Genomic DNA, 24,063 nt, shown 5'->3' with positions numbered 1-24,063 from the left:
AGCTGAAAGAACGGAAAGGACGAACTGAACCTCTTCCGAACAACGTTTTAGGTGAATTGTAGTGTCGAACGGCGGGGGAGGGGGAGAAGATGCTAAAGATCCGTTTCATTCTTTTTGCGACTCCAAAACTTATAGATCGGACGTCAAGGTACAAAAGAACCAAGGAAAGCCCGGTCAGTTAACGACGAACAACTTCAAAGGTCGGGGCCCAGCTATCCAAGCAGAATTGCAATTCTCATGCCAAACCGCTTTCCAATCGAGGCCACTCATGACGCCCATATCAATAGATTTTGAAATGACTGTCAGAAGATTTGGCGAATTGACCGGGCGGCAAGATCTCAAATCACACATAAAAATACAAAAAACAGAAGTGCGTCACCGCACCATAGCGGTCCAGTATGGTTTGCCATACCGAAGGTCGGCGGTTTGTTTGCTGCGGATGCGAACTCAATAACCGAAGGGAGCTTGCAGTAGTCGCGAAGAGAGATTTTGATGCGACATTGAGCCTGCGGATGAATAGCAGGTTCCTCTTCCCGTTCAGAACGAATGAAGAGCCAGAGCAGAATCCCGCCCTACAGGTTCAGCTTTTTGAACACGCGCTCAGGGATCGCGCGAATCACTGTCATGATGACCCGCCAGATTCCCGGCACATAGACCACGTCCGTGCCCTTATCGATCGCCGTCACCAGGGTTACAGCGACTTTTTCGACGTCGGCAAACTTTTTGCTGCCCTTCATCGATTGCGTCATCGCCGTCTTCACCGGTCCCGGCTTGATCGTCATGACGCGTACGCCTTCGCGGTCGATCCTGTTTCTCAGCCCATCGACGAACGCCGTCAGTCCAGCCTTCGACGAACCATACACGTAGTTCGACTTGCGGCCGCGCTCTCCTGCTACCGACGACAGCACTGCCAGCGTCCCGGAGTGGCGTTGCGCACAGTAGTTCGCCAGCCACGTAAGCAGGCTGGCCGGAGCAACGAGGTTCGTATGCAGAATCTGACCGGCCTCGGCAAAGCCGCGCTCGGCTTTCTGCTGGTCACCCAGCACTCCCAGTGCGAAAAATGCAATATCCAACCCCGCCAGCGAGTTGATTGCGTGTGCCAGCAGCTCGGGGTGGATGGCGGTATCGTCCAGATCGGCAACAGCGCTATCTATATAAGAGGCACCACGCGTGCGCAGGTCCGCGGCGACCGCAGCCAGCCGGTCGGAGTTGCGCGCGACCAGAAAGAGGCTGTCGCCGCGCTCGGCCCAGAGGCGGCAGCAGGCTTCGGCGATCCCAGAGGTCGCACCCAGTACCAGGATGCGTTTCGGAGCAGGATTCGTCATCGGCTTCCTCCCCTGGAGGCAGGATGGCCGGCGGTGACGCGTTCCCAGAAACTGGAGGTCAGCGCCGGGTCCTTGTAGCGGCTGAAGCGCTCCCACTGAGGGTAGAACTCCTGGAACTGCGGCGCGGTCATGCGAGCATCCTTAGCTGGATAGAGTCGTCCGCCGAACTCGCGCGTCATCTCCGCAAGGCGGTCGAAGAGCGCAAAGCTCTTCTCCGGCTTGATGGGGAAATCAAGCGCGAGCGTCATGCCGGGCTTGGGAAAGCTCATCATGCCCGGTGATTGCACATCGCCGAACGCCTTGAGCACAGCGAGAAAGCTGGCAAGTCCGGACTTGGCGACCTCCGTCAGGATAGCCACCGTCCCTTCGCGTGCGTGCTCCCACGGAATGGCGTATTGGAACTGCAGCAGGCCGCGCTTACCGTACATGCGATTCCAGTGCAGCACGGCATCCAGCGGATAGAAGAACGGTTCGTAGTCCTGTAGTGCCGTCACGCGTTTCTTCATCTGCTTATTGAAGTAAAGCCCATTGAACGCGCCGACGGTCGCACCGTTCAAGGCGAAACCTGGCAGTTCAAACGGGAAGACGAGCTTGGGTTTAGCCGATGGCTCGAGCGGCCCAGGCACCTGAGAATGGTCGCCCTGCATAAAGATGCCCCGGCAGAAGTTCTTTCCTGTCGAAGTCACATCGACCCAGCTCACCGTGTATTCGATGTGCTCAGCCTGCTGGGTGAGATCGAGGAACTCGTCGATGCCATGAAACTGGATGCCCTGGTAGTCGATCATGCGGCTGACGATGGGCTTGAGCCGCACCTGCGCCCAGGTCATTACACCAGTAAGGCCCATGCCGCCGATGGTCGCGGCAAAATAGTCAGGGTTTTGGGTCGGGGTGCAGTGCATGCGGGTACCGTCGGAGCGGACCAGCTCAAACTGTGTGATGTGATTGCCGAACGTACCGGCGGCATGATGGTTTTTACCGTGGATGTCGTTGGCGATGGCCCCGCCCAGGGTGACGTACTTCGTTCCCGGAGTAACGGGCAGAAAGAAGCCGCGCGGCACGGCAAAATCCAGAATCTGCGCCAAGGTAATGCCGGTTTCGGCGGTGAGCAATCCGGTCGCTGCATCGAACCCCAGGAGGCGGTTCATCGAGGTCGTTTGGAGTAGTGTTCCGTCTTTCAGCAGGCAGACATCGCCATAGCTGCGTCCCATTCCTACCGCTAAAGCCCCGTGGTGAACTCCATCGATTGCCCGAGGAAAATCTCCCTGCCAGTGCAGCGGGACAACCGTCGCTCCGTAGGTGGGATAGCGTCCCCAGGACTCAAACGGCGGCACGCCCTCGAAGGGGGGCTCCTGATCGACGGAGGTTGCCGGGGGAAACTGGAGTTCGGCTGAGGCAGGCATGACTACAGGATAGCCGATGATGAGACTAGAGGTTGTTGTTAAGAACGAGAAAATGGTATCTCTGAGTGGTTCAACCCATTATAAAATGTCAATATGAACGTTCAACTCACCATCGACAAAGCTGGTCGTGTTGTCATTCCAAAATCATTGCGTGAAGAACTGCATTTGGAACCTGGGGACAGTCTAGAACTGGAAAATGTTGGGGAACAAATTACCCTCCGCCCTGTTCGCGGAACAGGACCGCTTACGAAAGAACATGGCGTCTGGGTGTTTCATACAGGGCAATCGTTGTCTGCGTCGGCTACGGATAGAGTGCTGCAACAACTACGTGCGGAGCGCGATCTAACGAACCTGGGCGGAATTGAATGAAGGCATTCTTCGATACTTCGGTGCTGGTGCCGGTATTTTATGGAGATCATGTCCACCACGAGGCTAGTCTGCGACTATTCATTCAATTCAACAGGTCTACAGGATGTTGTGGAGCGCACAGCCTGGTTGAGGTTTTCTCAACATTGACTCGCATGCCGGGCAAACACCGCATCAGTCCCGAACAAGCAATATTATTCATTGGAAGCATCCGGGAACGGCTCACGCTTATAGCACTGGATGGAGATGAATATGCGGACACGCTGGAGATCTCGGCTGCTCGTGGCATCGTAGGAGGAAGCATCTACGACGCCATGCTTGCGCAATGCGCTATCAAAGCTCAGGCCGGCATCATCTATAGCTGGAATATACGACACTATGCGCAATGCGGACCGCCCATAACAGAGCGATTGCAAACACCCTAAAAGTCCTCGACATGGACCATTACAAAATAAAAGGGCGTGTACAAGAAAGAAGGGCGTGGCCGAAGCCACGCCCTTCTTTCAGTCCTGCCTGCGGAAAGTTACGCCGCAACCTTCTTGGCGCTCTCGAGCCCGGCCTTGGCCTGCACAGCGAGTGCGGCAAAACCTGCGGGATCGTTGGCGGCGATGTCGGCGAGGATCTTGCGATCGAGACCGTTGCCCGCCTTCTTGAGGCCGTTGATAAACGTCGAATAGCTCATGCCGTTGATGCGGGCCGCGGCGCCGATGCGCACGATCCACAACGAACGGAACTGCCGCTTCTTCTGTTTGCGGCCGATATAGGCAAACTTCAGGCCGCGTTCAACGGCTTCCTGGGCTGCCTGATAGAGCTTGGATTTCGTGAGGAAGTAGCCACTCGCGCGCTTAAGAATCTTCTTGCGGCGGTCGCTGCGCTTAGTACTCCGTTTTACACGGGGCATGTCATTCTCCTTTTGCGTACTGCGTTCAAGCGGCTGGAGGTAAGGGTAGTAGCCTCTTCACTCGCCTACAACTTCGAATCTCAGTGGGTTGGCTTTGGCCTAACCCAGGGGCCTCAACGCTTGAGCGGCCCTTTGTGCTGTCAAAATCGACAGAACGGCTCGATTCGAAAAACTCTATAAACTTCTCTACGCCTTAGGCGTAAGGAAGCATACGGGCGACCTTTGGGGTATCCGCCACCGAAACGAGAACGATCTTTCCAAGCTTGCTCTTGGTCTTGGTCGCCTTCGAGGTGAGGATATGGCGCATCTTCGACTGGCCGCGCTTGAACTTGCCGGTACCAGTCTTCTTGAAGCGCTTGGCCGCGCCTGAGTGTGTCTTCAACTTTGGCATGGGGTTCCTAACAGAACTACTGCTATTTACAACAGCGATCAGTATAACAGATGAGAGGGGCGGCCCTTCCAAGACAAAGCATTCCTATCTGAGGTCCGCTCGGAAACACTGCACCTTTCATCGAAGTTCGGCGTTCGCCTCGCTACACTTGTTATCTGGGCAGAAGTGCCTCTTAGAAGAGACGATCCAACCGGGCAGAAATGAGGGTAGTTGATTGCTGCGTCTGCGGCGCATAACGAGCGGGGCCACCTGGATTCCACAGATTGACGGCCTGCGCTTTATCGCAATTATCGCCGTGCTCCTTGTGCACTCGTTTGGAGAGGTGTCCCATCAGGGCCTGAAACCGCTCGCCCTCCCGTCCAATGCCTGGTGGATCACCAGAATCCTCCAGAACGGCGACCGTGGAGTTCAGCTCTTCTTCGTGATCAGCGGCTACATCCTGGCGCGGCCCTTCCTTCGCCAGCATCGCCTGGAAGGACATAAGGTCAAGCTCAGCACCTATTTTTTGCGACGCATGACCCGGCTGGAACCACCCTACATTCTGTCCCTGCTGATCTACACAGCCGCTCTGTGCGGTGTACTCCATACTCCTTTTCATGAGCTACTGCCGCACTTACTGGCGAGCATGGGATATGCCCATGGGTTGCTTTATTACACCGGAAGCACGATCAACTTTGTGACCTGGAGCCTGGAGATTGAGATTCAGTTCTATATCCTGGCACCGTTCCTGGGAAACCTCTATCGGGTCAAACATACTGCCTTGCGCCGGGGCATCCTCGCAGCACTTATCCTGTTCTTCTGCTTCGTCAACAGCAGGGGTGTTCCCTTTGCTTACTACGACTTAACGCCGCTTTACTATATGCAGTATTTCCTCTCCGGATTCCTGCTGACCGATCTTCTGGAATATCCCCGGCACACGAGCCGTCAGACATGGGCCTGGGACCTTGTGAGCCTTGTGGGATGGTCCGCCATCTTCCTTTTAGTGCACTCACGGGGGACGTCGGCGTGCCTGCCTCTGCTGATTATTCCGGTTTATCTGGCCGCCTTCTACGGCAAGGCCTCCAACTGGTTCTTCCGGCAACCCTTTGTGGCCCTGACCGGCGGCATGTGCTACTCCATCTATCTCATGCACATGCTGATCATTTCGGCCTCGTTCCGCGCGATCAAGTATCTGCGGATGCCCGGAAATGCGGCAACCATCGCGACCCAGATGGCGCTCCTGATAGCGATCGCGATAGCCGTCTCCGCTCTCTACTTTGTGCTGATTGAGCGGCCCTGCATGGACCCCGAGTGGCCCCGGAAGCTCTGGCGAAAGCTACGGCGTCTGGAGGGAAAAGAGATCGCCCGGAGTACTGCTCCCTAGAGCATTGTAGGATGGCTCTCACTGGAGAACTTATGCTCTCGAAACCTCTGCTTGCCGTGGCGCTCGCCGCGGCCGCCCTTTGTCTTTCGTCACAATCTCTTTCGGCTCAACAGCCAGCCGCGCCACAGCCCCTGCAGGCGATGCCCTACTCCCCTTCGCTCGATGTCACGAGCCTCGACCGCTCGGTCGATCCCTGTGTGGACTTCTACAAGTTCTCCTGCGGCGGCTGGATGAAGAACAACCCGATCCCTTCCGATCAGGCCTCATGGGACGTCTACTCCAAGCTCGCCAACGAGAACCAGCAGTTCCTCTGGGGCATTCTCGTGGAAGACGCCAGAGCCACCAACCGCACGCCTGTACAGCAAAAGGTCGGCGACTACTTTGCCGCCTGCATGAACACTTCAGCCATCGACGCGCTTGGCGATAAGCCGGTGCGGTCCGAGTTGGCAAGAATCGATGCCCTGAAGACGCGGCCTGAGCTGCTCGCCGCACTCACGCGCCTGCACCACGAGTACGCCGGCAGCTTCTTCTTCGGCTCTGGCACAGACCAGGATGCCATCAACTCGTCTGTCATCATCGCTGCGGTCGGCGCGGGTGGACTCGGATTACCCGACCGCGACTACTACCTGAAGACCGACGACAAGAGCGTCAAGATCCGCGAGCAGTATGTCGCGTACATTCGGCAACTGCTCTCCCTCACAAGTGAGCCGGCCGAAAAGACCAAGGCTGACGCCGATGCCATCCTGCGCATAGAAACCGCGCTGGCCAAGGGCTCGCTCACCCGTGTCGATCTTCGCGATCCGCATAAGACGTATCACATGATGACCGTCGCCGAGCTCGCGAAGCTGGCGCCGTCGATCGACTGGCCGCTCTACTTCAAGACGCAGGACGCAGCCGGAGTCGAGAAGCTCAACGTCTCGCAGCCGGAGTTCATGAAGGCGGTCGAAGCCGAGCTCAGCACGGAAGATCTCGCTGCCCTGCGAGCCTATCTGCGCTTCCATCTGCTTACCGCCGCCGCGCCCTACCTCGCGCATCCGTTCGAGCAGACCAACTTCGACTTCTACTCGAAGACGCTGCGCGGCATTCCCGTGATGCCTCCGCGCTGGAAGACCTGCACCCGCGCGGTCGACCGCAACCTTGGCGAAGCGCTGGGGCAGGAGTTCGTACGGCGCACCTTCTCCGCCGACATGAAAGCCCGTACCCAGTTGATGACCGAGCAGATCGAGACGGCCATGCAGCATGAGATCGAGAATCTGCCCTGGATGAGCCCGGCCACCAAGCAGGAGGCGCTGCGCAAGCTGCACGCCATCCGCAATAAGATCGGCTATCCCGAGCATTGGCGCGACTACTCTACGCTTGAGGTCAAACCGGACGACTATGCCGGGAACGCCGTACGCGCTTACCGCTTCGAAGACGCGCGCCAATGGCACAAGCTGGGCAAGCCCGTCGACCTGAATGAGTGGGGCATGACGCCACCGACGGTGAACGCCTACTTCAATCCGCAGATGAACGACATCAACTTCCCTGCCGGCGTGCTGCAGCCACCACTGTACGACTCGAAGCTCGACGACGCGCCGAACTATGGCAACACGGGCGGCACCATCGGCCATGAGCTGACGCACGCCTTCGACGACGAAGGACGGCAGTTCGACGCCAAGGGCAACCTGCGCGACTGGTGGACTCCAGAAGATGCGAAGGGCTTCGAAGACCGCATCAACTGCATCCGCGACCAGTATGCGGGCTATGTGATCGTCGACGACACGCACATCAACTCCAAGCTGACCAGCGGCGAAGATGTCGCCGACCTGGGCGGAGAGCTGCTGGCCTACATCGCCTGGAAGAAGCAGACAGAGGGCGTGAAGCTGACAGACGTCGAGGGGTTTACCCCGGACCAGCGGTTCTTCGTGGGCATGGCGCAGTGGGCCTGCGAGAACGAACGGCCGGAGAACCTGCGGGTACATGCCGCGACCGATCCGCACTCACCGGGGTTTGCGCGCATTAATGGCGTGGTGTCGAACATGCCGGAGTTCCAGAAGGCCTTCGGCTGCAAGGCAAGCCAGCCGATGGTGCATGCACCGTCGTGCCGGGTCTGGTAGCGCCCCCCCAGGCTAACGTCGGATCATAGGTCGTCACGCCGGATCAGGTAGCTCAAGGGCTACCAGATCCGGCGGACACCGAAAGTATCCAGTTTTGAGTCAATGCTGATCACAGGTATATCCATCGCCAGCGCCTGCGCTACGATCATCCGGTCAAACGGGTCGCGATGATTACCCAGAAGACGTCCGGCGCGGAGTGCGTCGTCAATAGTGATCGGCAGAAGCGTATATCCTGCGCCCGACATCGCCGCAGAAAAGTCCTTCTCCAACGCCTCAGCCTGGGGCAGCTTTCCTATACGCACTTTGGTCGCAATCTCCCAGGCAGAAGCTGCCGATACAAAGATCGTGTTAGCTTCATTGCCAATCACTTTTGCGGCGTCTTCACCAATCATGTGACTGGAGAATGCAGCCCACAAGATTACATGTGTATCTACCAGGACCTTCATTCGCCCTCACCATTCCAAAGGTTGAGCTCTTCCTCAGGCAACGGTTCCCAGAAAGCATCTCCCAACTCAAAGCCTGGCGTCTCCATGAAACCCAGCCGTTTAATCTTTTTGGATTCAATCCCTTCCAACTTCGCGACCGGGGTTTTGTCGCGACCAGAGGTAATGATGACCGTTTCCCCGGCCTGCGCCTTCTTCACGAGACTGGAGAGGTTCGTCTTAGCTTCGAAGATTGTCGCTGTAACCATATCGCCTCCAACCTGCTAATCAATCTTAGCTAGGATAAACCGGCCTGTCCAGCGGGACTCTAACCTCAAGTAATCGCTGTACGCTCATCACATTTACATCACAAAAACAGGCTTCGTGCTCTACACTGGCTCCGTTTCAAATACCAAGCAAATAGAGAAGTGAACCTTGGAGGAAGTTATGGAGATAGCGCTTTCACGGCGTTGTATTGCCGAGTTCTTTGGAACATTCTGGTTAGTCTTCGGCGGTTGCGGAGCAGCGATTCTAGCCTGTGGGTTTCCGGCGTTTGGCATCGGTTTTGTCGGTGTTGCGCTCGCCTTCGGCCTGACCGTGCTGACGATGGCCTATGCCATCGGACATATCTCCGGTTGCCACCTCAACCCTGCAGTCACCCTGGGCCTCGTAGCCGGCAAGCGCTTTCCGGCCAAAGAGCTCCTTCCCTACTGGATTTCGCAGGTAATCGGCGGCATTGCCGCGGCTGGCGTGCTCTATGTCATCGCCTCCGGCAAAACGGACTACGCGGTGGGTGGCTTTGCCTCCAACGGCTACGGTCCTGCCATGCCGGGCGGCTTTGGCTCACCCGGCGGCTACAGCCTGATCGCCTGCCTGGTAGCCGAGGTGGTTCTAACCTTCTTCTTCCTGGTAGTGATTCTGGGCGCAACCGACCAGCGCGCGGCCAAAGGGTTTGCGCCTCTGGCAATCGGTCTCTGCCTGACGCTGATTCACCTCATCGGCATCCCGGTAACCAACCTCTCCGTCAACCCGGCGCGCTCGACCGGTCCGGCGATTATTGCCGGCGGATTAGCCCTGCAGCAGTTATGGCTATTCTGGGTCGCTCCGCTGGTGGGAGCCGCCATTGCAGGCATCTTCTATAGCGCGGTCCTCGCGGAGCATGAAGTGCCTCCTGTGACAGAAGAGCCGGTAACGTACGCGGCCTCAGCCTAAAACAACAAATACCCCGCTCAGAAGCCCCCGAGTCTGCCGCCCGGGGGCTTCTGCTGTTTAAGAAGTCCTAAGACATCGGCTAAACCCTTCAATCTACGCCTTTTGTTCCCTGCCAGAGAGCCCTTTCGGTGCTTCGAAAACGGGTTGGCGCGTGCTATACTTAGGTGTCGACAACACCAGCAAACAGCCTGTATTTTCAAGGGTTTTTGCGCCCTTTCCCGATCGGTTCCCAGCCCTCTGGAGAGCCAACCGGATAAGACCAATGGAGCGTTCCGTTCGTGCCTGAAGAAATCATCCCCGCAGCAGCCAATAGCCAGACTCCCCCGCCTCAGCCCGGAACCTACACCGGCGAGAACATCACCATCCTCGAAGGCCTGGCGGCCGTCCGCCTGCGCCCAGCCATGTACATTGGCTCAACCGGCGAGCAGGGTCTGCATCATCTCGTCTACGAGGTCGTCGACAACTCGGTCGACGAGGCACTGGCGGGCCATGCCACACGCATCGATGTCACGATCCACGTCGACAACTCCATCACGGTCGTCGACGACGGCCGCGGCATCCCCGTCGACAACAAGACGCTGCCCACCGGCGAGACCATGCCTGCCGTGCAGGTCGTGCTGACGATGCTGCACGCCGGCGGCAAGTTCGATGCCTCGAACTACAAGGTCTCCGGAGGTCTGCACGGCGTCGGTGTGAGTTGCGTCAATGCGCTCTCGGAAGAGTTCGACGTTGAGATCTGGCGTGACGGCTTTACCTGGGAGATGGACTACTCCAAGGGCGACCCCATCAGCGAACTGCGCAAGATGGGCCCCTCCAAGCGCCGCGGCACCAAGATCCACTTCCTGCCCGACAAGACCATCTTCACCGTCACCGAGTACAACTTCGACACACTCGCCAATCGTCTGCGCCAGCTCGCGTTCCTGAACAAGGGCATCGAGATCTCGCTGACCGACGAGCGCCAGGTCGATACCAAAGGCGAGACGAAGTCGCAGGTCTACAAGTACACCGGCGGTATCGCGGAGTTCATCAAGCTGCTCAACAAGGGCAAGCAGGTGCTCCATGAGAAGCCCATCTACATGGAGACCGAGCAGGGCAACGTCGTCATGGAGATTGCGCTGCAGTATAACGACGCGTACTCCGAGACGGTCTTCTCCTTTGCCAACAACATCAATACGGTTGACGGCGGCACGCACCTCTCCGGCTTCCGCACCGCGCTGACGCGCACCATCAACGTCGCCGGCCAGCAGCTTGGCCTGTTCAAGGATGTGAAGGAAAACCTCTCGGGCGATGACGTTCGCGAAGGCCTCGTCGCTGTCGTCAGCGTCAAGCTGCCGCAGCCGCAGTTCGAAGGCCAGACCAAGGGCAAGCTCAACTCCGATATCGCCGGCCAAGTGCAGGCGTTCGTCAACGAGCGCCTGGGCGCCTTTCTTGAACAAAACCCCTCGGTCGCAAGGAAGATCATCAACAAGGCCATCGATGCCTCGCGCGCTCGCGAAGCCGCACGCAAGGCCCGCGACCTTACGCGCCGCAAGGGCGCACTTGACGGCGGCGGCCTGCCCGGCAAGCTCGCTGATTGCTCCGAGCGTCGTCCTGAGCTCTGCGAGCTGTACCTCGTCGAGGGTGAGTCGGCCGGCGGAACCGCCAAGCAGGGCCGCGACCGCAAGTTCCAGGCGATCCTCCCACTCAAGGGTAAGATCCTCAACGTCGAGAAGGCCCGCTACGACAAGATGCTGGGCCACGAAGAAATTCGCGCCATGATCACCGCACTCGGTACCGGCATCGGCAAGGACGACTTCGACACCGCCAAGCTGCGCTACGGCAAGCTCATCCTGATGACCGATGCCGACGTCGACGGATCACATATCCGCACGCTGCTGCTGACGTTCTTCTTCCGCCACATGCAGGAGCTTATCAAGCGCGGGCACGTGTACATCGCGCAGCCGCCGCTCTTCCGCATCAAGAAGGGCAAGTTTGAACAGTACATCAAGGACGAGCGCGAGTACGTGCAGGTGATGGTCAAGCGCGCCTCCGATGGCATGATCATTCGTTACGGCGAAGGCGGCTCGAAGCTCGAAGGCAAGGAGCTGACGAAGTACATGTCGCAGCTCAACGACTACCTCAGCTTCTACGACAAGGTCGTCAAGCGCCTGCGCAATGACGAAGTCGTACGCGCGTTCGCCGAGATCTTCGCCAACGAAGGCAAGGACTCCGTTAGCCGCGCAGACTTCGAAACCGATGCCAAGCTGAAGGACATGCGCGCGCGGCTCAAGGAGTTGGAGCGTCCCGAGCTCTTCAAGCATGTCTCCGAGGTCGAGTTCGACGAAGAGCATCGTACCTACTCTGTCTCGTTCACCGATGCGCAGGGCGCGCTCCGGCACATCAACTGGACGCTGGCCTCCGCACCGGAGTCACGCCAGCTGCTCGGCAAGCATGCCCAGATTCGCGAACAGCTCGTTGGACCGTTCCTGATCGAGTACGCAGGCAAGAACGCTGCCGCGACTACGAAGAGCGTAGAGGAACAGGCGGAACAGGACCTTGAGGACACCGATGAGGTTGAGCTCGAAGGCGCAGTCGACGTAGGTACGGTTGCTCCTGTGGAGGCTGCCAAGCCGGTGAAGCGCTCAGCGAAGGTCTCGCAGGATCCCGTCGAGCGGAAGACGCCGCGCGAGGTCTTCGAGTACGTCATCGAGCAGGGCCGCAAGGAATACCAGGTCCAGCGCTACAAGGGCCTCGGCGAAATGACGGCCCCGCAGCTCTGGGACACGACTATGGACCCTGCCCGCCGCACACTGCTGCAGGTCAAGCTCGAGGACATCGCCGCGACCGAAGAGATCTTCACCACGCTGATGGGTGAGGATGTCGAAAGCCGCCGCAAGTTCATCGAAGAGAACGCGCTGGATGTAAAGAACCTCGACATCTAACTCGCTGTATTTGTAGCTTGACGTATATCGCGATCACTCGTGAAACATAAACTGAAACATCGGGCGAGCTCATTCTTCATGAGCTCGCCCGATGTTTTATACAGTCAAAAATTGCATAACGTATCTACCCGATTCATTCGATGAAAGGCTTACGGCACATTCAGCTACGGTTTGGGTCGGATGTTTCCGGTTCGGGCTCGTAAGGCCCTCCCGGGACACCCCAATTCCATGCGGGCATGAGAGCTTCTTCAACTTGGGTATCGGATGGAAGCGCAGAATTGATGACGGCAAGGCGAGAACCCCATTCCAGGTATGCGACAAGCGCGGACCGAAACTCCGGGTCGGAAGGAAGATTCAACTCATCAGCCGTTTCGAGGAGGAGCCGCACCCAGTGCTGACGCTGCTGCTCCGTGATGCCTTTTCCGAGGTGATGGCGAATCATCGCGGCATGCCCACCGTGCTGCGACGAATACTCAGCAGGACCACCCAGAACTTCAGCGATGAATTTGGCGACGTGCTCGAAGTGGGCCGGATCCATATGGCGGAACAGGGGTTCGAGGATTGGGTCGGCCGGCACCTTCTGGTAAAAGCGCTCTATAAGCGCAGAAAGAGCTTCTGAACCACCGAGCCATTGGAAAAGTGTAGGAACCTGGGAGACCATACCGAATTCTAGCCAGTATTGCGTCGATCCGTCGTCGAATCCCAGTGATCACGAACCCGGACTTTGTACGCTTTGAACGATTCCTTTCGCGCGCAGGCCTGCCTCGGCCTTCGAGAAATAGTCTTCGACCGCACCCTGCGTCTTGATCCAGTCGATATAGCGCGCGATCCCCTGCTCGATGGTGGTCCGGGGTTCGTATCCGATCGTGCGAATGCGGCTGATGTCCGAGATGAGCGAGCGAATCTCACCAGGGCGAAACTCCCCTCTCGCCAGCGGCGCGAGCTTCACGCCGAGCTGGTTCGCGATGATGCCAGCGAGGTCGCGAACGCTGGTCGCCCGTCCGCTGCCGACGTTGGCGGGCAGGCCGTCCAGCTTGTCGGTAGTGGCTGCAAGCAGGTTGGCGCGCGCGATGTCTTCTACGAAGCACAGGTCCCGGGTCTGGCCGCCGTCTTCATACATGATGGGCGGCTGGCCATTCAGGAGGCGCGTGCAGAAGATGGCGATCACTCCGGTATAGGGATTGAAAAGTGACTGGCGAGGACCATAGGTGCAGGAATACCGCAGGGCGACTGTCGGGATTCCTGTCTGCTTCCCCCAGAGCAGCACAAGACGTTCCTGATCGACCTTGGTGAGGGCATAGACTGTCTCGCCACCGCCGGGCGTAGCCTCCGGGGTCGGAATGGAAGTTGTGGGCTTGCCACAGATGGGACAGTGCACACTGAAATCACCGGCGCGGAGCTGTTCGGCGGGACGCAGCAGGGGAACGACGTGGCCGTGCTCCGGGCAATTCGCGGCGCCTTCGCTGTAGACCGCCTGCGAACTTGCCACGAGGACTTTGCGGATAGGAAGATGATGGTCGCGAATGATCTCCAGCATCTGTGCGGTGCCGAAGCTATTCACCAGGACATACTTCGCCATCTCCGGCATATAGCCGCCGTAGGCAGCCTCGTGGAAGACGACATCGATATCCATCAAAGCGGAGTGCATCGTCTCGTAGTCCTGCACGTTACCCTGGCGAAACTCCGCGGCTGGATTGACCCACTCGGGCTCGCCGTTCTTGTGAGTCTGCGGTTCCAGATTATCGAGGATGCGAACGGTCCAACCTTCGCTCAGAAGCAGGTCAACGATGTGAGAGCCGATGAGGCCTGCGCCTCCGGTGACAAGTGCGCGTTTTTGATGTGCAGCCATAGGTGTGTCCTGGAATGAGTTGAAGAGCGAAGCGCTATATAGTCCTTGCGAAGAAACTAGGTGGTTCGAGAGAATGCAATGCGAAGCAGCACCGCCAATATCCGTATCCCGGTCTTAAAACTGGCAGCGAGATTGCCCGATACTTTGCTGACTCCGCCCTTTCTGCATTGGTAGTCGACGGGAATCTCCTGTACGCGGAGATGCTGTTGCGCCGCCTTGGCCTGCATCTCCAAATTCCAACCGTAGGTCATCTCTGACATATTGAGCTGTTGTAATGACGACCGGCAAATAGCGCGGAATGGCCCCATATCGGTATAGCGGATACCGTACAGCAGGCGAAGAAGAAGCGAGACCAGATGCCCCGCGAAGACCTGGCTAGCCAGCATAGAGCCTGGCTCACGATGTCCTCGTAGTCGCGAACCAATAACGAAATCTGCTTCGCCAGCTTCAAGGGGAGCGACGAGACGAGGAAGATCTGTAATGACGTCGCTGCCATCACCATCCATGAAGACCAGGATCATACTGCTTGCGAGGGCGGCATCGGAGCCGGCTTTACAGGCTGCTCCATAGCCGCGTGCCGAGGTGATGACGCGCGCTCCTGCCGCGGCTGCAATCCTGGCAGTGTCGTCCGTCGAGCCATTGTCGACGACGATGCATTCTGCGATGAGCGGCCACGGCATCGAGGCGACGACCTGACCGATGGATTCCTGCTCATTGAGCGCGGGAATGATGACGGAGATCTTCGAGCCGTTCACGAGGTCGAAGACACTCATGCTCGATCCTCCGTTGCCGGTCTGGGATAGGGAGGCTTGGGAGAGGGATGAAGGATAGGCCAACGGCGCAGGACGATATCCAGCACGAACGCGAGCAACACGCTGCCGTAGAGCATCTTGTTAAGCAGAAACTGCAGCGGCCCAGTGCCTACCGCGATCGCGGTCGTGCACAGATAGAAGAGACCGCAGATATAGGCGAAGACGGTAATGTCCGGTACGAGCGCGAGGAAAGGAACGAGCCACGCGACATACCAGGGATAGTGCGGCGAAAAGAGCAGCATCAACGCGAGTGCGAGCGCGAATGCCGGGACCAGAAAGTCAGCATCAGCAGGAAGGCCGAAGCGGCGGGTCTGTCCTGTCTCTACCTTCAGCGGCACTGGACTGCAGCAGGTTCGCCAGCACCAGATCATCAGCACGGCGAAGACCAGGGCCACAAAGGCAAGATAGGGTTTGCTGGAGAGATTGTGCAGGCCGGGTACGTGCTGCGTGAGTTCCAGCAGGAAGTAGCGTGTGCCGGTATCCATGCCTTCCTCCTGGACGTAGCTTCCGAGGAAACCAAAGACCCCAAGGCCCACACTGGAATAACACGCGTACCCCAGAGCAACCACCCCGGCCACGGTCGCGGGCATCCTGTACTCGCCGCGACGAAATAATGCGGGGAGCAGCACGAGGGGATACATCTTCGTCATGATTGCCAAACCGAGGAAGAGACCTGTGAGGAGGGACTGCCTGCGATATCGAGCAAGGAGAGCAAGCGCGATGAAGGCCATGGCGGCGGAGTCAAGATGGCCGGAGCTGCCGATCTCCCAGACGAGCAGCGGGCACCACGCGTAGAGCAGGGACTGTTCGCGGCGAACGCCCAGTTCACGCAAGAACTCCAACAGCGCATACAAGGTAAGGCCTTCGAACAGGACCATCGCCAGCTTCATGAACGTCACAGTGGGGTTGAGGAAGGTGACGATGTAGAAGATGAATTGCGCGACCGGCGGGTAGATGGTGTGCGCATAGTCGCGGCGATTGATGTGATCGAAGAGATTCTGGTTGGGCGCTCGCAAAAACGTGAGGGCTGGATCACCAGGTACATAGCGATAGGGCGAGATGTGAGCATGTTGCACCACACCGTCCCAGGCATAGCGATAGATATCAGTAGAGAGATAGGGAGCAGGAAGCAGCGTGACGAGCCGAAAGGCAATCGCGAACGCCAGGATGATGCCGAAAGTGTAGCGGTTGACCGGTTGGGTCAAAATCACCAGAACCGCCAGTGCGTAAAGTATCGCGGACCAGCCGGAGACTCCGGAGAAGCCGATGGTGAAGTGGCTGAATTCGCTGATGAGCTGACGTGTCAGGAGGAGCAGTCCTGAACCGATGAGAATCAGCGCGGCATTCGTCAGCCAGGGCCGCGCATAGGACCAGCGTGTTGTGGAGTCGGAACTCACTTGCCGGCTCCGAAGAGATCGAGGAGAAACCTGCGGCTATGCGGAGCAGAGTAACCGGGCATTCCGGTAAAGGGTGGAGGTATCTCTCCTAGCAGTTCGTCGCGAAGGAGATTCAGCGTCTCTCCGTCGTCGACGTCGTACCAAAGGGGAAGCTCCACGAGTTCGATCCCCGCGCTGGTAATGGCGGAGACCGTTTCCGCGTAGACTGTCGAGGTGCTCCAGTGGATGTTCACGAAAGGTTCAGGGTGAGGTGCTTTCAAGCCGATGAGGTAGTATCCGCCATCGTTTGAAGCTCCGAGCACGATACGGTCGCCGGGACGGTTCAACTCTTCCACCGCCTGACGGAAGGCTTCGGCAGGAACAGTGGGTGAGTCCGAGTCGATGAGGCAAACCGCGCCGAAGCCGCAAAGGAGGATATCCTCAGCCGCAGCCAGCAGCCGTTCTCCAAATCCGTCGCCACGCTGCGCAACGAGGGCGAAGTCTTCGGGGAGCAGACCGTCGAACAGGCTTTCATCTCCAACGGGAGTATAGGAGATAAGTCCGGCTGCCTGGCTCGTCCTGGCGACCTCAGCGATGTTTTGTGTCGTATCCCGGAGAAAGCAGACGTTCAGCGCCGCGGATTGCTCAAGCGTCAGCGGTGGCGACAGGCGCGTCTTTACCTTGCCTGGCCGCGGAGCCTTGGCCATGACGGCGAGAGCACACTTCGATTTAAGCGAGGAGTCCGTGCACGACGGATCGAGGAGCGTATAGGGCATTCAGGAGGTACTCCGGCTGGGTTGCTCAGCTTGTAATTCGCTCTTCTGGCAGATCGCATACTGGTACCAGTCATCGTAATGCACGTCGACCGAGGCCCAGGAGGGTGTCCGCACCAGCTCGACGAAATCGGCAGACGGCATGACCTCCGCCTGCTGTGGCTCTCTGTATTTCGCAACGGGACTGGTCGTCAAGCGAGCCAGGAGCCACATGGCGCCGAGAGGCAGCCTGGTCCTGAAGCCGGAGGTCGGCTCTGCAATGAAACATCGTCCGCCCGGACGCAGTACCCGGAAGATCTCCGCGAGAACAGCTTCTTTGTCGGGAACGATGAGGAAGAGGCGGGAGACGATGACGGCATCGACAGAGTGCGGAAGTTCCTTCAGTGCCTGCGCATCGCCTTCGATGAAGGTGCAATTGTGCAACCGAAGATTGCTGGCCCGTTCCCGCGCTCGCTGAATAAGGCGCTTAGACAGGTCGATGCCGGTGGCCGTAATCTGCGGATACTCTTTAGCAAACCGGCAGGCATAGAGGCCAGGACCGCAGCCGAGTTCGAGGATCCTGGTTCCGTCCGCGGGAGTACCGGTCGGAAAGAGCGCGTTTGTAATTTCAGGGGTGTGGTCGCGAAACAGGTACTCTCTGCAAAGTGCATAGAGCCAGTGACATCGCTCAAACAAGCTTTCTGGCGGAGGCAAGGCCTTTTGGCCGGTGAGATCGTATTGGCTTGAACCCATGGTTGAACTCATCTGATTTTTTGTAATGACCGGATTGAACGCATGAACCGCAGGACAATCCTACTGAACTTATCCAAAGATATTCATGAAGGGCGAGTCTTCGCGTTTAGAGTCTGTAAAGGGACTTCGAGTTGGATGATGCCCCAACGGGCTTCAGTCATACGCCTCACAGCTTGCCGCCTTCTACATCGGGACGATTCTGTTTCTTCATAATCCCGCATACCAGTCGTATCCGAGTTTGGTCCAGTAGTCGTCCGGCTTCGCGTTCGTATAGCTGATCAGCCCTATCCGCTTGATCTGCTTGTAACCGTACTTCGTAGGCATGTGCAGGCGAAGCGGAGCTCCGTGGAACTGCGTCAGAGGTGCGCCCATCATCTCCGTGACCAGCAGCGTCTGCGGGTGTCGGCAGACATCAAGGTCATAACCCGTATAGTAGTCTCCGTCCGGCGTCTCCATGTAAACATACTTTGGCTCCTTGCCATCGATAAGGGCGGGCGGATACGCCTCGATGAAATCGGCCATGCGCACTCCAGCCCAATGCACGATCTCGCTCCAGCCTTCGATGCACTTGAATTGAGTCACCAGTTCGTGACGAGGAAGCTTCAGGATGTCTTCCATCGTCAGCAACAGTCCGGACGTACCCGGCATAAGGGTGCTGCTGCTTTCGCCGGCCTCTTCCCGCCCGCGAGGCATGCGGCGGCCGATGCTCTCTTCCGCAGCCTTGGCCTGACCGAGCATGGGTTCCGGGGCCATCTTCTCGGCGGTGCGGGCATTGGGATCCACCTTCGTGTCATGACCCTGGTCTTCGTGGCTGGCTTCAGCTACGTATTGGTACTCCCAGGCAGTCACATCCGTCGTGAATCGCGGATGTGCCGCAGCATCCTGCATACCGACCAACTGCAGCCGCCAACCTTGCGGCGCCAGCATCTTCTTCAGACCGAAGACACCATTTACGCGAAGATCTTTCGCAGCTTTGAGCGGATACGTGGGTGCGAGCGCGCGGTCACCCGATACGGCTCGCGAGATAGCCGCGTTCGTCCTGAAGGCATCACGGAGCGGGAACCGCTGCATCCCGACACCAGGGCTCCGGTCGATCCAACGATAAAACCCATAGCCCGCAGCCGCGGCAATGGAAGCGCCAATGAACGAACGGCGGGTGTGCCTGCGCGATTCAGCCAGAACGGCAGCGTCGGCAATCGCTCTCTGTTCCAGATCAACACCCAAATCCTCTTCATCTTCTTCGTCCGCCGCCAGCTCAACTGGAGGCGCATCGCCATGTTGCGTCGCCGTTGGAGGAACGGCGATCGGTGCAGGCGGCTTTGCCGTCAATTCAACGACGGGCTTTGACTCAGAAGGAGAGGATTCCTTCGGGGCCGGCTGAGGCCCTGGTGCTGGTGCAGCAACGATATCGTCTGGCTTTGCGGTGGCTGCTTCAGGCGATTTCTCAACAGATGCTTCTGATGATTTCGCCACAGCCGTCTCGGCTGGTGCTGCAGCAGCCACTTCGGCTGGCTTCGCAGTAACCGAGTCGTCTGGCTTTGCAGCAACCTCAGGCGGCCCGGGCTGTGGAGCCTCTACCTTCTGAACCTCTAAAAGCTTCTGAGCCTCTACGGGTAATTCGTCGTGTTCGCTCATCGGTGACTCCGCCGTTCCGCCTCAATCGAAGGATCTTCCACTCTCTGGATCTCTCTCCCACTGACCATGGCTCGAAAGTTGTTCCATCCCGCAAGGATCACCTGCAGTACATGAACGACAAAGAAGCCCAGAAAGCTCATCGTGATCCAGAAATGCAGCCATCGGGCCATCTCATAGCCACCCAGCAGAGTTGTGAGCCAGTGTGCCTGTGTCGGCTTGTAGATGGCCAGGCCCGTCACGAGCATCCCCACTCCCATCAGAATGACGGAGGTATAAGCGATTCGTTGCGCACCGTTGTACTTCGTCTGTGCAGGGAGTCCCTTCCTCAGATGAAGGTCGACCAGGGTGACCTGAATCGCGTCTCGCAGGCTGCGGCGTTCGGGTACAAGAAAGCGCCACTCCCCTGAGAACGAGGTATACAGCACGTACAGGAGCCCATTCAGGCCGAAGATCCACATAAAGAAAAAGTGGTAGCCAAGCCCCTGCGTTACGGAGTACGGCACATGAAGCTTCTGGTAAAACCAGTCTGGAAACAATCGGATGAGGGTAAACTTGCCGATCCCCACGCGATAGATGGCATGTGGGTGCCGATAGGCATTATCCGAATCATTCCAGTAGATAAGAACGCCACTCCAAATCATGGTGAACAGCACAGGGAAATTGATCCAGTGCATCCAGCGTATGGCAAGAGGATGCTTTCGTTCGAGGCGGATGGACGCATTGAGGGGTGCAGGCGCGGATGGAAGGACGTCGCTCGAATCATTGTCGTATTTGGACTTTATGACCATGAGACCACGTCCCTTTTGAGATCGATTGCAATTAAACACACCCAAGCCAGCCCCATGGACCAGCGGCGTAATCTCCCCCTTTTGGGGGATACAGGAACGCATGGGATGTTACAACCTTCGACGCTCAACCCGCTCCGGGGTTACAAGAAAAATTTGGCGTTCTACCAGGAGCCCCTTATTGTGCCCTGTCCGTTTGGGGGCAGTCCACACAATTCCCGGCAATGGCGACAAGATGCGCGTCTTTCTTGTCGAACGGAGCATCCTTGAGAACGAGCAGGATGTTCTGCTCAATCCACGTTTGTAGATTGCGAACCGGGAGAAGAATGCGCTTCGCCTCGAACCCGCAGTCTTTGCCTCTTTGCAATCGAACACAGCAGGATACGGGGCTGATGGGCACCACACATCTCTGGAATGTCACTTTATTTCTGAACCTATATAGGTTCAGAAATAAAAATGGCCTGGAGTCTCCCTCTCGCGGCCATTTTTATTTGTGTAAGTTGTCGCTTGGATGAAGGGAGCTCACCTGGCGCATACCGCGAAGAGCATTGCACAGAAAAATGCCGTCTGCCGATTCGAGGTCTTCGAGATGAAGGACTCGCTCCTCTGCCGACACATTGGTTTCGAGAAGATGCCTGCGGAAGATTCCGGGCAAGACACCAGAGCTTAGAGGTGGAGTCATAAGCTTGCCTTCGCGGAGGATGAAGATATTACTGATTGCCCCTTCCGTCACCTCTTCCCTCTCGTTGAGGAAGAGAACCTCATCGAAACCATCGGCGCGGGCCTCGGAGAAGAGATGTTCATATCGTTCGCGGCGTGTTGTTTTGTGCCGCAGGAAGACATCGTCAGAAGAGGTGCGTTCCGAAGAGATGCGGACAGAACAGGTCGATTGGCCGGGTTGAAAGGCTGTGGACGTAATCGTCGCCTTGCCGGCAGAGTCCAACAGCAACCGCACGCGATAGTGTTCTCCGGGGGGAAACGGATGCGCCCGCTCAAGGAGTTGTCGCGTGATCGATGCGCGATCAAAGGAAAACTCGAAGTACGAGGCGGACGATTCCATGCGGTCCAGGTGCATGGACAGAAGAGCGTACTCTCCGTTCCAGAGCATCGTTTCGATGAGTTGAAAGGCCGGTCCTGACCGGGACAGGAAACTTGCTTTGAGCTGGCACTCCCTGTACTCGTCCGAAGGAACCGAATCCGCCACGATACCGCCGCCGACACCCATCCGGACTCGTCCGTCCTTGAGGACAAGGGTTCGAATCGCGACGTTGAAGATCGAGGATCGATCCCGCGCAATGAAACCGATGGCTCCGGTGTAGATCTCCCGAGGCTTCTGTTCCAGTTCGCGAATGATCTGCATCGTCCTGATCTTTGGAGCTCCCGTGATGGAGCCGCTGGGGAACAAGCTTCGAAAGATGTCGTAGTATCCGAGCTCAGCCTGAAGTGTTCCAGAGATCGTCGAGGTCATCTGGAGAAGAGTTCTGTACTTCTCAACCGAGAAGATGTCTTCGACCTGGATACTTCCCATCGTGCAGATGCGGCCAAGATCATTGCGAAGAAGGTCGACGATCATCACATGCTCTGCGCGATTCTTTTCGTCCTGCTGCAGTCGTGCAGCGGCCTCGATATCCTCTCTGGAATCGCGGCCTCGGGGCATCGTGCCCTTCATGGGGCGAGTCACGATCCGGCCGTCCTCAATGCGGAAGAACAGCTCCGGCGAGAAGGAAAGGATATGGTTTCCGTCCACATTCAGGAAAGCACTGTAAGAAACCGGCTGTCGATGGAAGAGTTCGGCAAAGAGCTCCGTAGCGGACAACTTTGTCCGGGCATCGACAGCATCCGTGAAGTTCACCTGATAGGTATCGCCTGCCCGGATGTAGTCCTGAATCCGTTCAACCCTTGCACAGTACTCGGCTTCTGAGATCGTCAGGAAGGTTTGTTCCGGAAGCATCTCCAACAGGTTGCCGGATTCGTTGGAGGCAGGTGGAGTCGCTTCACCTTCTTCATCACTCCTGTGGTGGTGATGGACGAGCGGTTCCCGGTAGACACCGAACCAGGCGAGAGGCAGTTCTGATCGAGCCGGTGCTATATCCTCCAGGGACTGAAAGTGATATCCGCATTCATAGCCGACAAATCCGGCGACATAAAAGCCCGCGGCGAGCGCGTCTTCAAGCTCGCGGAAGAGAGCCGGGATTGCGTCATGCCTGGATGCAGACAACACCCGAACAGGATGGAGAAAGAGAAGACTCTGCCGATTTTCCGGGTCGAAGCGTGAGGTTTCAAGAAGAACCGAGTCGGCGGTTTCGGCAACCATCGAATACCACTGCTTCGGAACCCTTGACCACTGCCCCACAAAATCTCCCCGTCTGCCGATGCTTGATCATCGATGATAGATCCTCTTCTAAAGTATTTTGAACGGCGACGGTTCTGGCACCTGTCTTGGTTTTGGCGAGAGTTTATTCCGCAACCCTCTCCAGCCCTTGCCCAATCGATCCGAGGCCGTAAAGAGATGGCCGGCAGTAAGCGGCCCGATCACACGATGATGGCCGACAGCAGCTAACCCCATGGAGGCGATGCAGCCACAATTCTCGCAATCGGGATCTCCACCGAATTGGCAGGGAGTGATCTGCGTCTTCAGATCTGCCGAGATCGTCTCGGTTGTCTGCGCAAAGATGCACTCACCTGGGCTCTTCGGCGGAGAGGCGATCTCCTGAATCACCCTCTCGTGCATATCCAGAATCGGATAACTCTTCCGCAAGCGTTGCAGATCGGCAAGTACAGAGGCTCTTTGCGAGGTCGTGAGGATCTCCGGGTCAGTGGCGCCGCGTTGAGGGGTGAAGAGACTGAACCATACCCTCACAATCTCCGGCTGCGCACTCCAGAAACGCAGAAACTCTTCCAGGTAGCCTTCACGGTCTGCAATCTGGGAGGTGATGGTGCAATGAATGGTGATTCTGGCGCCACGGATGTTCTTCAGTATCCGTTCATAGGTGGCGGGCTTGCGCCGTTCATCGTGCTCCGGCTGCAAGCCATCGATCGAGACCACAACGTTCAACAGCTTGAACTGATTCCACGAGCTCGGAATAATTCTGAAGGCGCTCGTCACGATCTGCGTGTGTATCCCGCGGCTCTCCAAGTGAGGCAGCAGTAACTCAAGCTCACGATGTCGAACGAACGGATCACCGCCTACGAGAGACACGTGAAGCGGTTTGCGTTCATCGATCAGAGCAAGCACTCTCGTGACCAACTCCTCGCCTTTGAAGTCGGAGAGCTGACGCAACTGCATCTCGCTTCCAAGATGTGCCGCATCGAAGGCATAGCATCCCGGACACCGTAAGGGGCATTCCTTGGTGATCTCAATCGACAGCGAAGGGGACCGGCCAGCCAGAATCGTCGACCAGGCTTGGAGCACCTCTGAAGTTTTCATGCTTGTCCTAATGTGGCCCGCAAGCCGTTAGCGATAAACAAAATACTATAGCGACCTGGGTGGACCACGAGACCAGGAATTTTCCCAGCCTCGGAGCGATCAGAGGTTAGATGCAGCGAAAGCGCTAAGGTAGGCGTCATTGAAGCGAAACCTCCGGTTCAGCGAACGGTTCATCGGGCGCGGCTGCAGACCGAATCCACTAGATAATTTTCTCATTCATGATGGCAAACGAGCGACTGCCTGCAATGCCGAATGGAACAGATGCGACCGGTCTGGT

Annotated in this window: 22 protein-coding genes; 6 read left to right on the top strand and 16 right to left on the bottom strand. The window is 57.6% G+C overall.

The genetic code is table 11. The features are described from left to right. Window positions 1-572: 572 nt before the first annotated feature. Both ACIX8_RS01320 and ACIX8_RS01315 read right to left on the bottom strand, forming a co-directional pair. Window positions 573-1,325 (bottom strand): SDR family oxidoreductase, encoded by a 753-nt coding sequence (locus tag ACIX8_RS01320; RefSeq protein ID WP_014263505.1) that lies wholly within the window; start codon window positions 1,323-1,325, stop codon window positions 573-575. Further along, the gene (locus ACIX8_RS01315; protein ID WP_014263504.1) at window positions 1,322-2,725 is read right to left on the bottom strand and encodes an FAD-binding oxidoreductase; all 1,404 of its coding nucleotides are present in this window, start codon (window positions 2,723-2,725) and stop codon (window positions 1,322-1,324) included. The genes ACIX8_RS01320 and ACIX8_RS01315 overlap by 4 nt, the downstream gene beginning before the upstream one ends. A 93-nt stretch (window positions 2,726-2,818) precedes the next feature. Here ACIX8_RS01315 and ACIX8_RS24985 point away from each other — a divergent pair, with 93 nt between their 5' ends. Both ACIX8_RS24985 and ACIX8_RS01310 read left to right on the top strand, forming a co-directional pair. After that, window positions 2,819-3,094 (top strand): AbrB/MazE/SpoVT family DNA-binding domain-containing protein, encoded by a 276-nt coding sequence (locus ACIX8_RS24985; protein ID WP_083836596.1) that lies wholly within the window; start codon window positions 2,819-2,821, stop codon window positions 3,092-3,094. After that, window positions 3,091-3,516, top strand: coding sequence for a PIN domain-containing protein (locus tag ACIX8_RS01310; protein WP_014263503.1), 426 nt, complete (start codon window positions 3,091-3,093; stop codon window positions 3,514-3,516). The genes ACIX8_RS24985 and ACIX8_RS01310 overlap by 4 nt, the downstream gene beginning before the upstream one ends. A gap of 98 nt (window positions 3,517-3,614) precedes the next feature. Here the strand turns inward: ACIX8_RS01310 and rplT are convergent, their stop codons facing one another. Further along, window positions 3,615-3,992: a 50S ribosomal protein L20 gene (gene rplT, locus ACIX8_RS01305; protein WP_014263502.1), complete on the bottom strand. Its 378-nt coding sequence runs from the start codon at window positions 3,990-3,992 to the stop codon at window positions 3,615-3,617. Between the two features lie 193 nt (window positions 3,993-4,185). Further along, complete coding sequence (rpmI, locus tag ACIX8_RS01300; protein ID WP_014263501.1) at window positions 4,186-4,383, bottom strand: 50S ribosomal protein L35; 198 nt, start codon at window positions 4,381-4,383, stop codon at window positions 4,186-4,188. A gap of 214 nt (window positions 4,384-4,597) precedes the next feature. Between rpmI and ACIX8_RS01295 the strand changes: the two genes are divergently transcribed. Beyond that, a complete protein-coding gene (locus tag ACIX8_RS01295; RefSeq protein WP_014263500.1) occupies window positions 4,598-5,746 on the top strand; it encodes an acyltransferase family protein in 1,149 nt (382 codons plus the stop codon). Between the two features lie 32 nt (window positions 5,747-5,778). Then, entirely contained in the window at window positions 5,779-7,842 is a 2,064-nt protein-coding gene (locus tag ACIX8_RS01290) for a M13 family metallopeptidase (RefSeq protein WP_014263499.1), read from the top strand. A 59-nt stretch (window positions 7,843-7,901) separates the two neighbouring features. Here ACIX8_RS01290 and ACIX8_RS01285 read toward each other — a convergent pair whose 3' ends face one another. Continuing rightward, window positions 7,902-8,288, bottom strand: a complete 387-nt coding sequence (locus ACIX8_RS01285; RefSeq protein WP_014263498.1) for a type II toxin-antitoxin system VapC family toxin — start codon at window positions 8,286-8,288, stop codon at window positions 7,902-7,904. After that, on the bottom strand, window positions 8,285-8,533 hold the full coding sequence (locus ACIX8_RS01280) for a type II toxin-antitoxin system Phd/YefM family antitoxin (RefSeq protein ID WP_014263497.1): 249 nt from the start codon (window positions 8,531-8,533) through the stop codon (window positions 8,285-8,287). The genes ACIX8_RS01285 and ACIX8_RS01280 overlap by 4 nt, the downstream gene beginning before the upstream one ends. Before the next feature lie 178 nt (window positions 8,534-8,711). Here ACIX8_RS01280 and aqpZ point away from each other — a divergent pair, with 178 nt between their 5' ends. Both aqpZ and gyrB read left to right on the top strand, forming a co-directional pair. Continuing rightward, entirely contained in the window at window positions 8,712-9,476 is a 765-nt protein-coding gene (aqpZ, locus tag ACIX8_RS01275; RefSeq protein ID WP_014263496.1) for an aquaporin Z, read from the top strand. Between the two features lie 278 nt (window positions 9,477-9,754). Further along, window positions 9,755-12,397, top strand: coding sequence for a DNA topoisomerase (ATP-hydrolyzing) subunit B (gene gyrB, locus ACIX8_RS01270; protein WP_014263495.1), 2,643 nt, complete (start codon window positions 9,755-9,757; stop codon window positions 12,395-12,397). 160 nt (window positions 12,398-12,557) lie between these two features. On the opposite strand, the gene ACIX8_RS24980 is transcribed toward gyrB, so the two are convergent. From ACIX8_RS24980 to ACIX8_RS01215, 10 genes are all read right to left on the bottom strand, one after another. Then, window positions 12,558-13,058: a group II truncated hemoglobin gene (locus tag ACIX8_RS24980; protein WP_083836595.1), complete on the bottom strand. Its 501-nt coding sequence runs from the start codon at window positions 13,056-13,058 to the stop codon at window positions 12,558-12,560. Between the two features lie 48 nt (window positions 13,059-13,106). Continuing rightward, window positions 13,107-14,246 carry an NAD-dependent epimerase/dehydratase family protein gene (locus ACIX8_RS01260; RefSeq protein ID WP_014263493.1) on the bottom strand — a complete coding sequence of 380 codons (1,140 nt, stop codon included), beginning with the start codon at window positions 14,244-14,246 and terminating at the stop codon, window positions 13,107-13,109. Window positions 14,247-14,302: 56 nt separating this feature from the next. Then, entirely contained in the window at window positions 14,303-15,019 is a 717-nt protein-coding gene (locus ACIX8_RS01255; RefSeq protein ID WP_014263492.1) for a glycosyltransferase family 2 protein, read from the bottom strand. Beyond that, window positions 15,016-16,455 (bottom strand): glycosyltransferase family 87 protein, encoded by a 1,440-nt coding sequence (locus ACIX8_RS01250; RefSeq protein WP_014263491.1) that lies wholly within the window; start codon window positions 16,453-16,455, stop codon window positions 15,016-15,018. The genes ACIX8_RS01255 and ACIX8_RS01250 overlap by 4 nt, the downstream gene beginning before the upstream one ends. Then, on the bottom strand, window positions 16,452-17,210 hold the full coding sequence (locus tag ACIX8_RS01245) for a TIGR04282 family arsenosugar biosynthesis glycosyltransferase (protein ID WP_014263490.1): 759 nt from the start codon (window positions 17,208-17,210) through the stop codon (window positions 16,452-16,454). The genes ACIX8_RS01250 and ACIX8_RS01245 overlap by 4 nt, the downstream gene beginning before the upstream one ends. Continuing rightward, window positions 17,211-17,939, bottom strand: a complete 729-nt coding sequence (locus tag ACIX8_RS01240) for a class I SAM-dependent methyltransferase (protein ID WP_014263489.1) — start codon at window positions 17,937-17,939, stop codon at window positions 17,211-17,213. Between the two features lie 207 nt (window positions 17,940-18,146). Further along, complete coding sequence (locus ACIX8_RS01235; RefSeq protein ID WP_014263488.1) at window positions 18,147-19,574, bottom strand: molybdopterin-dependent oxidoreductase; 1,428 nt, start codon at window positions 19,572-19,574, stop codon at window positions 18,147-18,149. Next, window positions 19,571-20,362, bottom strand: coding sequence for a cytochrome b/b6 domain-containing protein (locus tag ACIX8_RS01230; protein ID WP_014263487.1), 792 nt, complete (start codon window positions 20,360-20,362; stop codon window positions 19,571-19,573). Before ACIX8_RS01230 ends, ACIX8_RS01235 begins: the two co-directional genes overlap by 4 nt. A 484-nt stretch (window positions 20,363-20,846) precedes the next feature. Next, the gene (gene pabB, locus ACIX8_RS01220; protein WP_044175957.1) at window positions 20,847-22,673 is read right to left on the bottom strand and encodes an aminodeoxychorismate synthase component I; all 1,827 of its coding nucleotides are present in this window, start codon (window positions 22,671-22,673) and stop codon (window positions 20,847-20,849) included. A gap of 87 nt (window positions 22,674-22,760) precedes the next feature. Next, on the bottom strand, window positions 22,761-23,786 hold the full coding sequence (locus ACIX8_RS01215) for a radical SAM protein (RefSeq protein WP_014263484.1): 1,026 nt from the start codon (window positions 23,784-23,786) through the stop codon (window positions 22,761-22,763). Window positions 23,787-24,063: the final 277 nt, after the last annotated feature.

It is taken from the genome of Granulicella mallensis MP5ACTX8 (assembly GCF_000178955.2).
In the GTDB taxonomy this organism is placed as follows: Bacteria; Acidobacteriota; Terriglobia; order Terriglobales; family Acidobacteriaceae; genus Granulicella; species Granulicella mallensis.
Note: the sequence above shows the minus strand (reverse complement) of the source record. Positions and strands in the feature narration are given on the sequence as shown.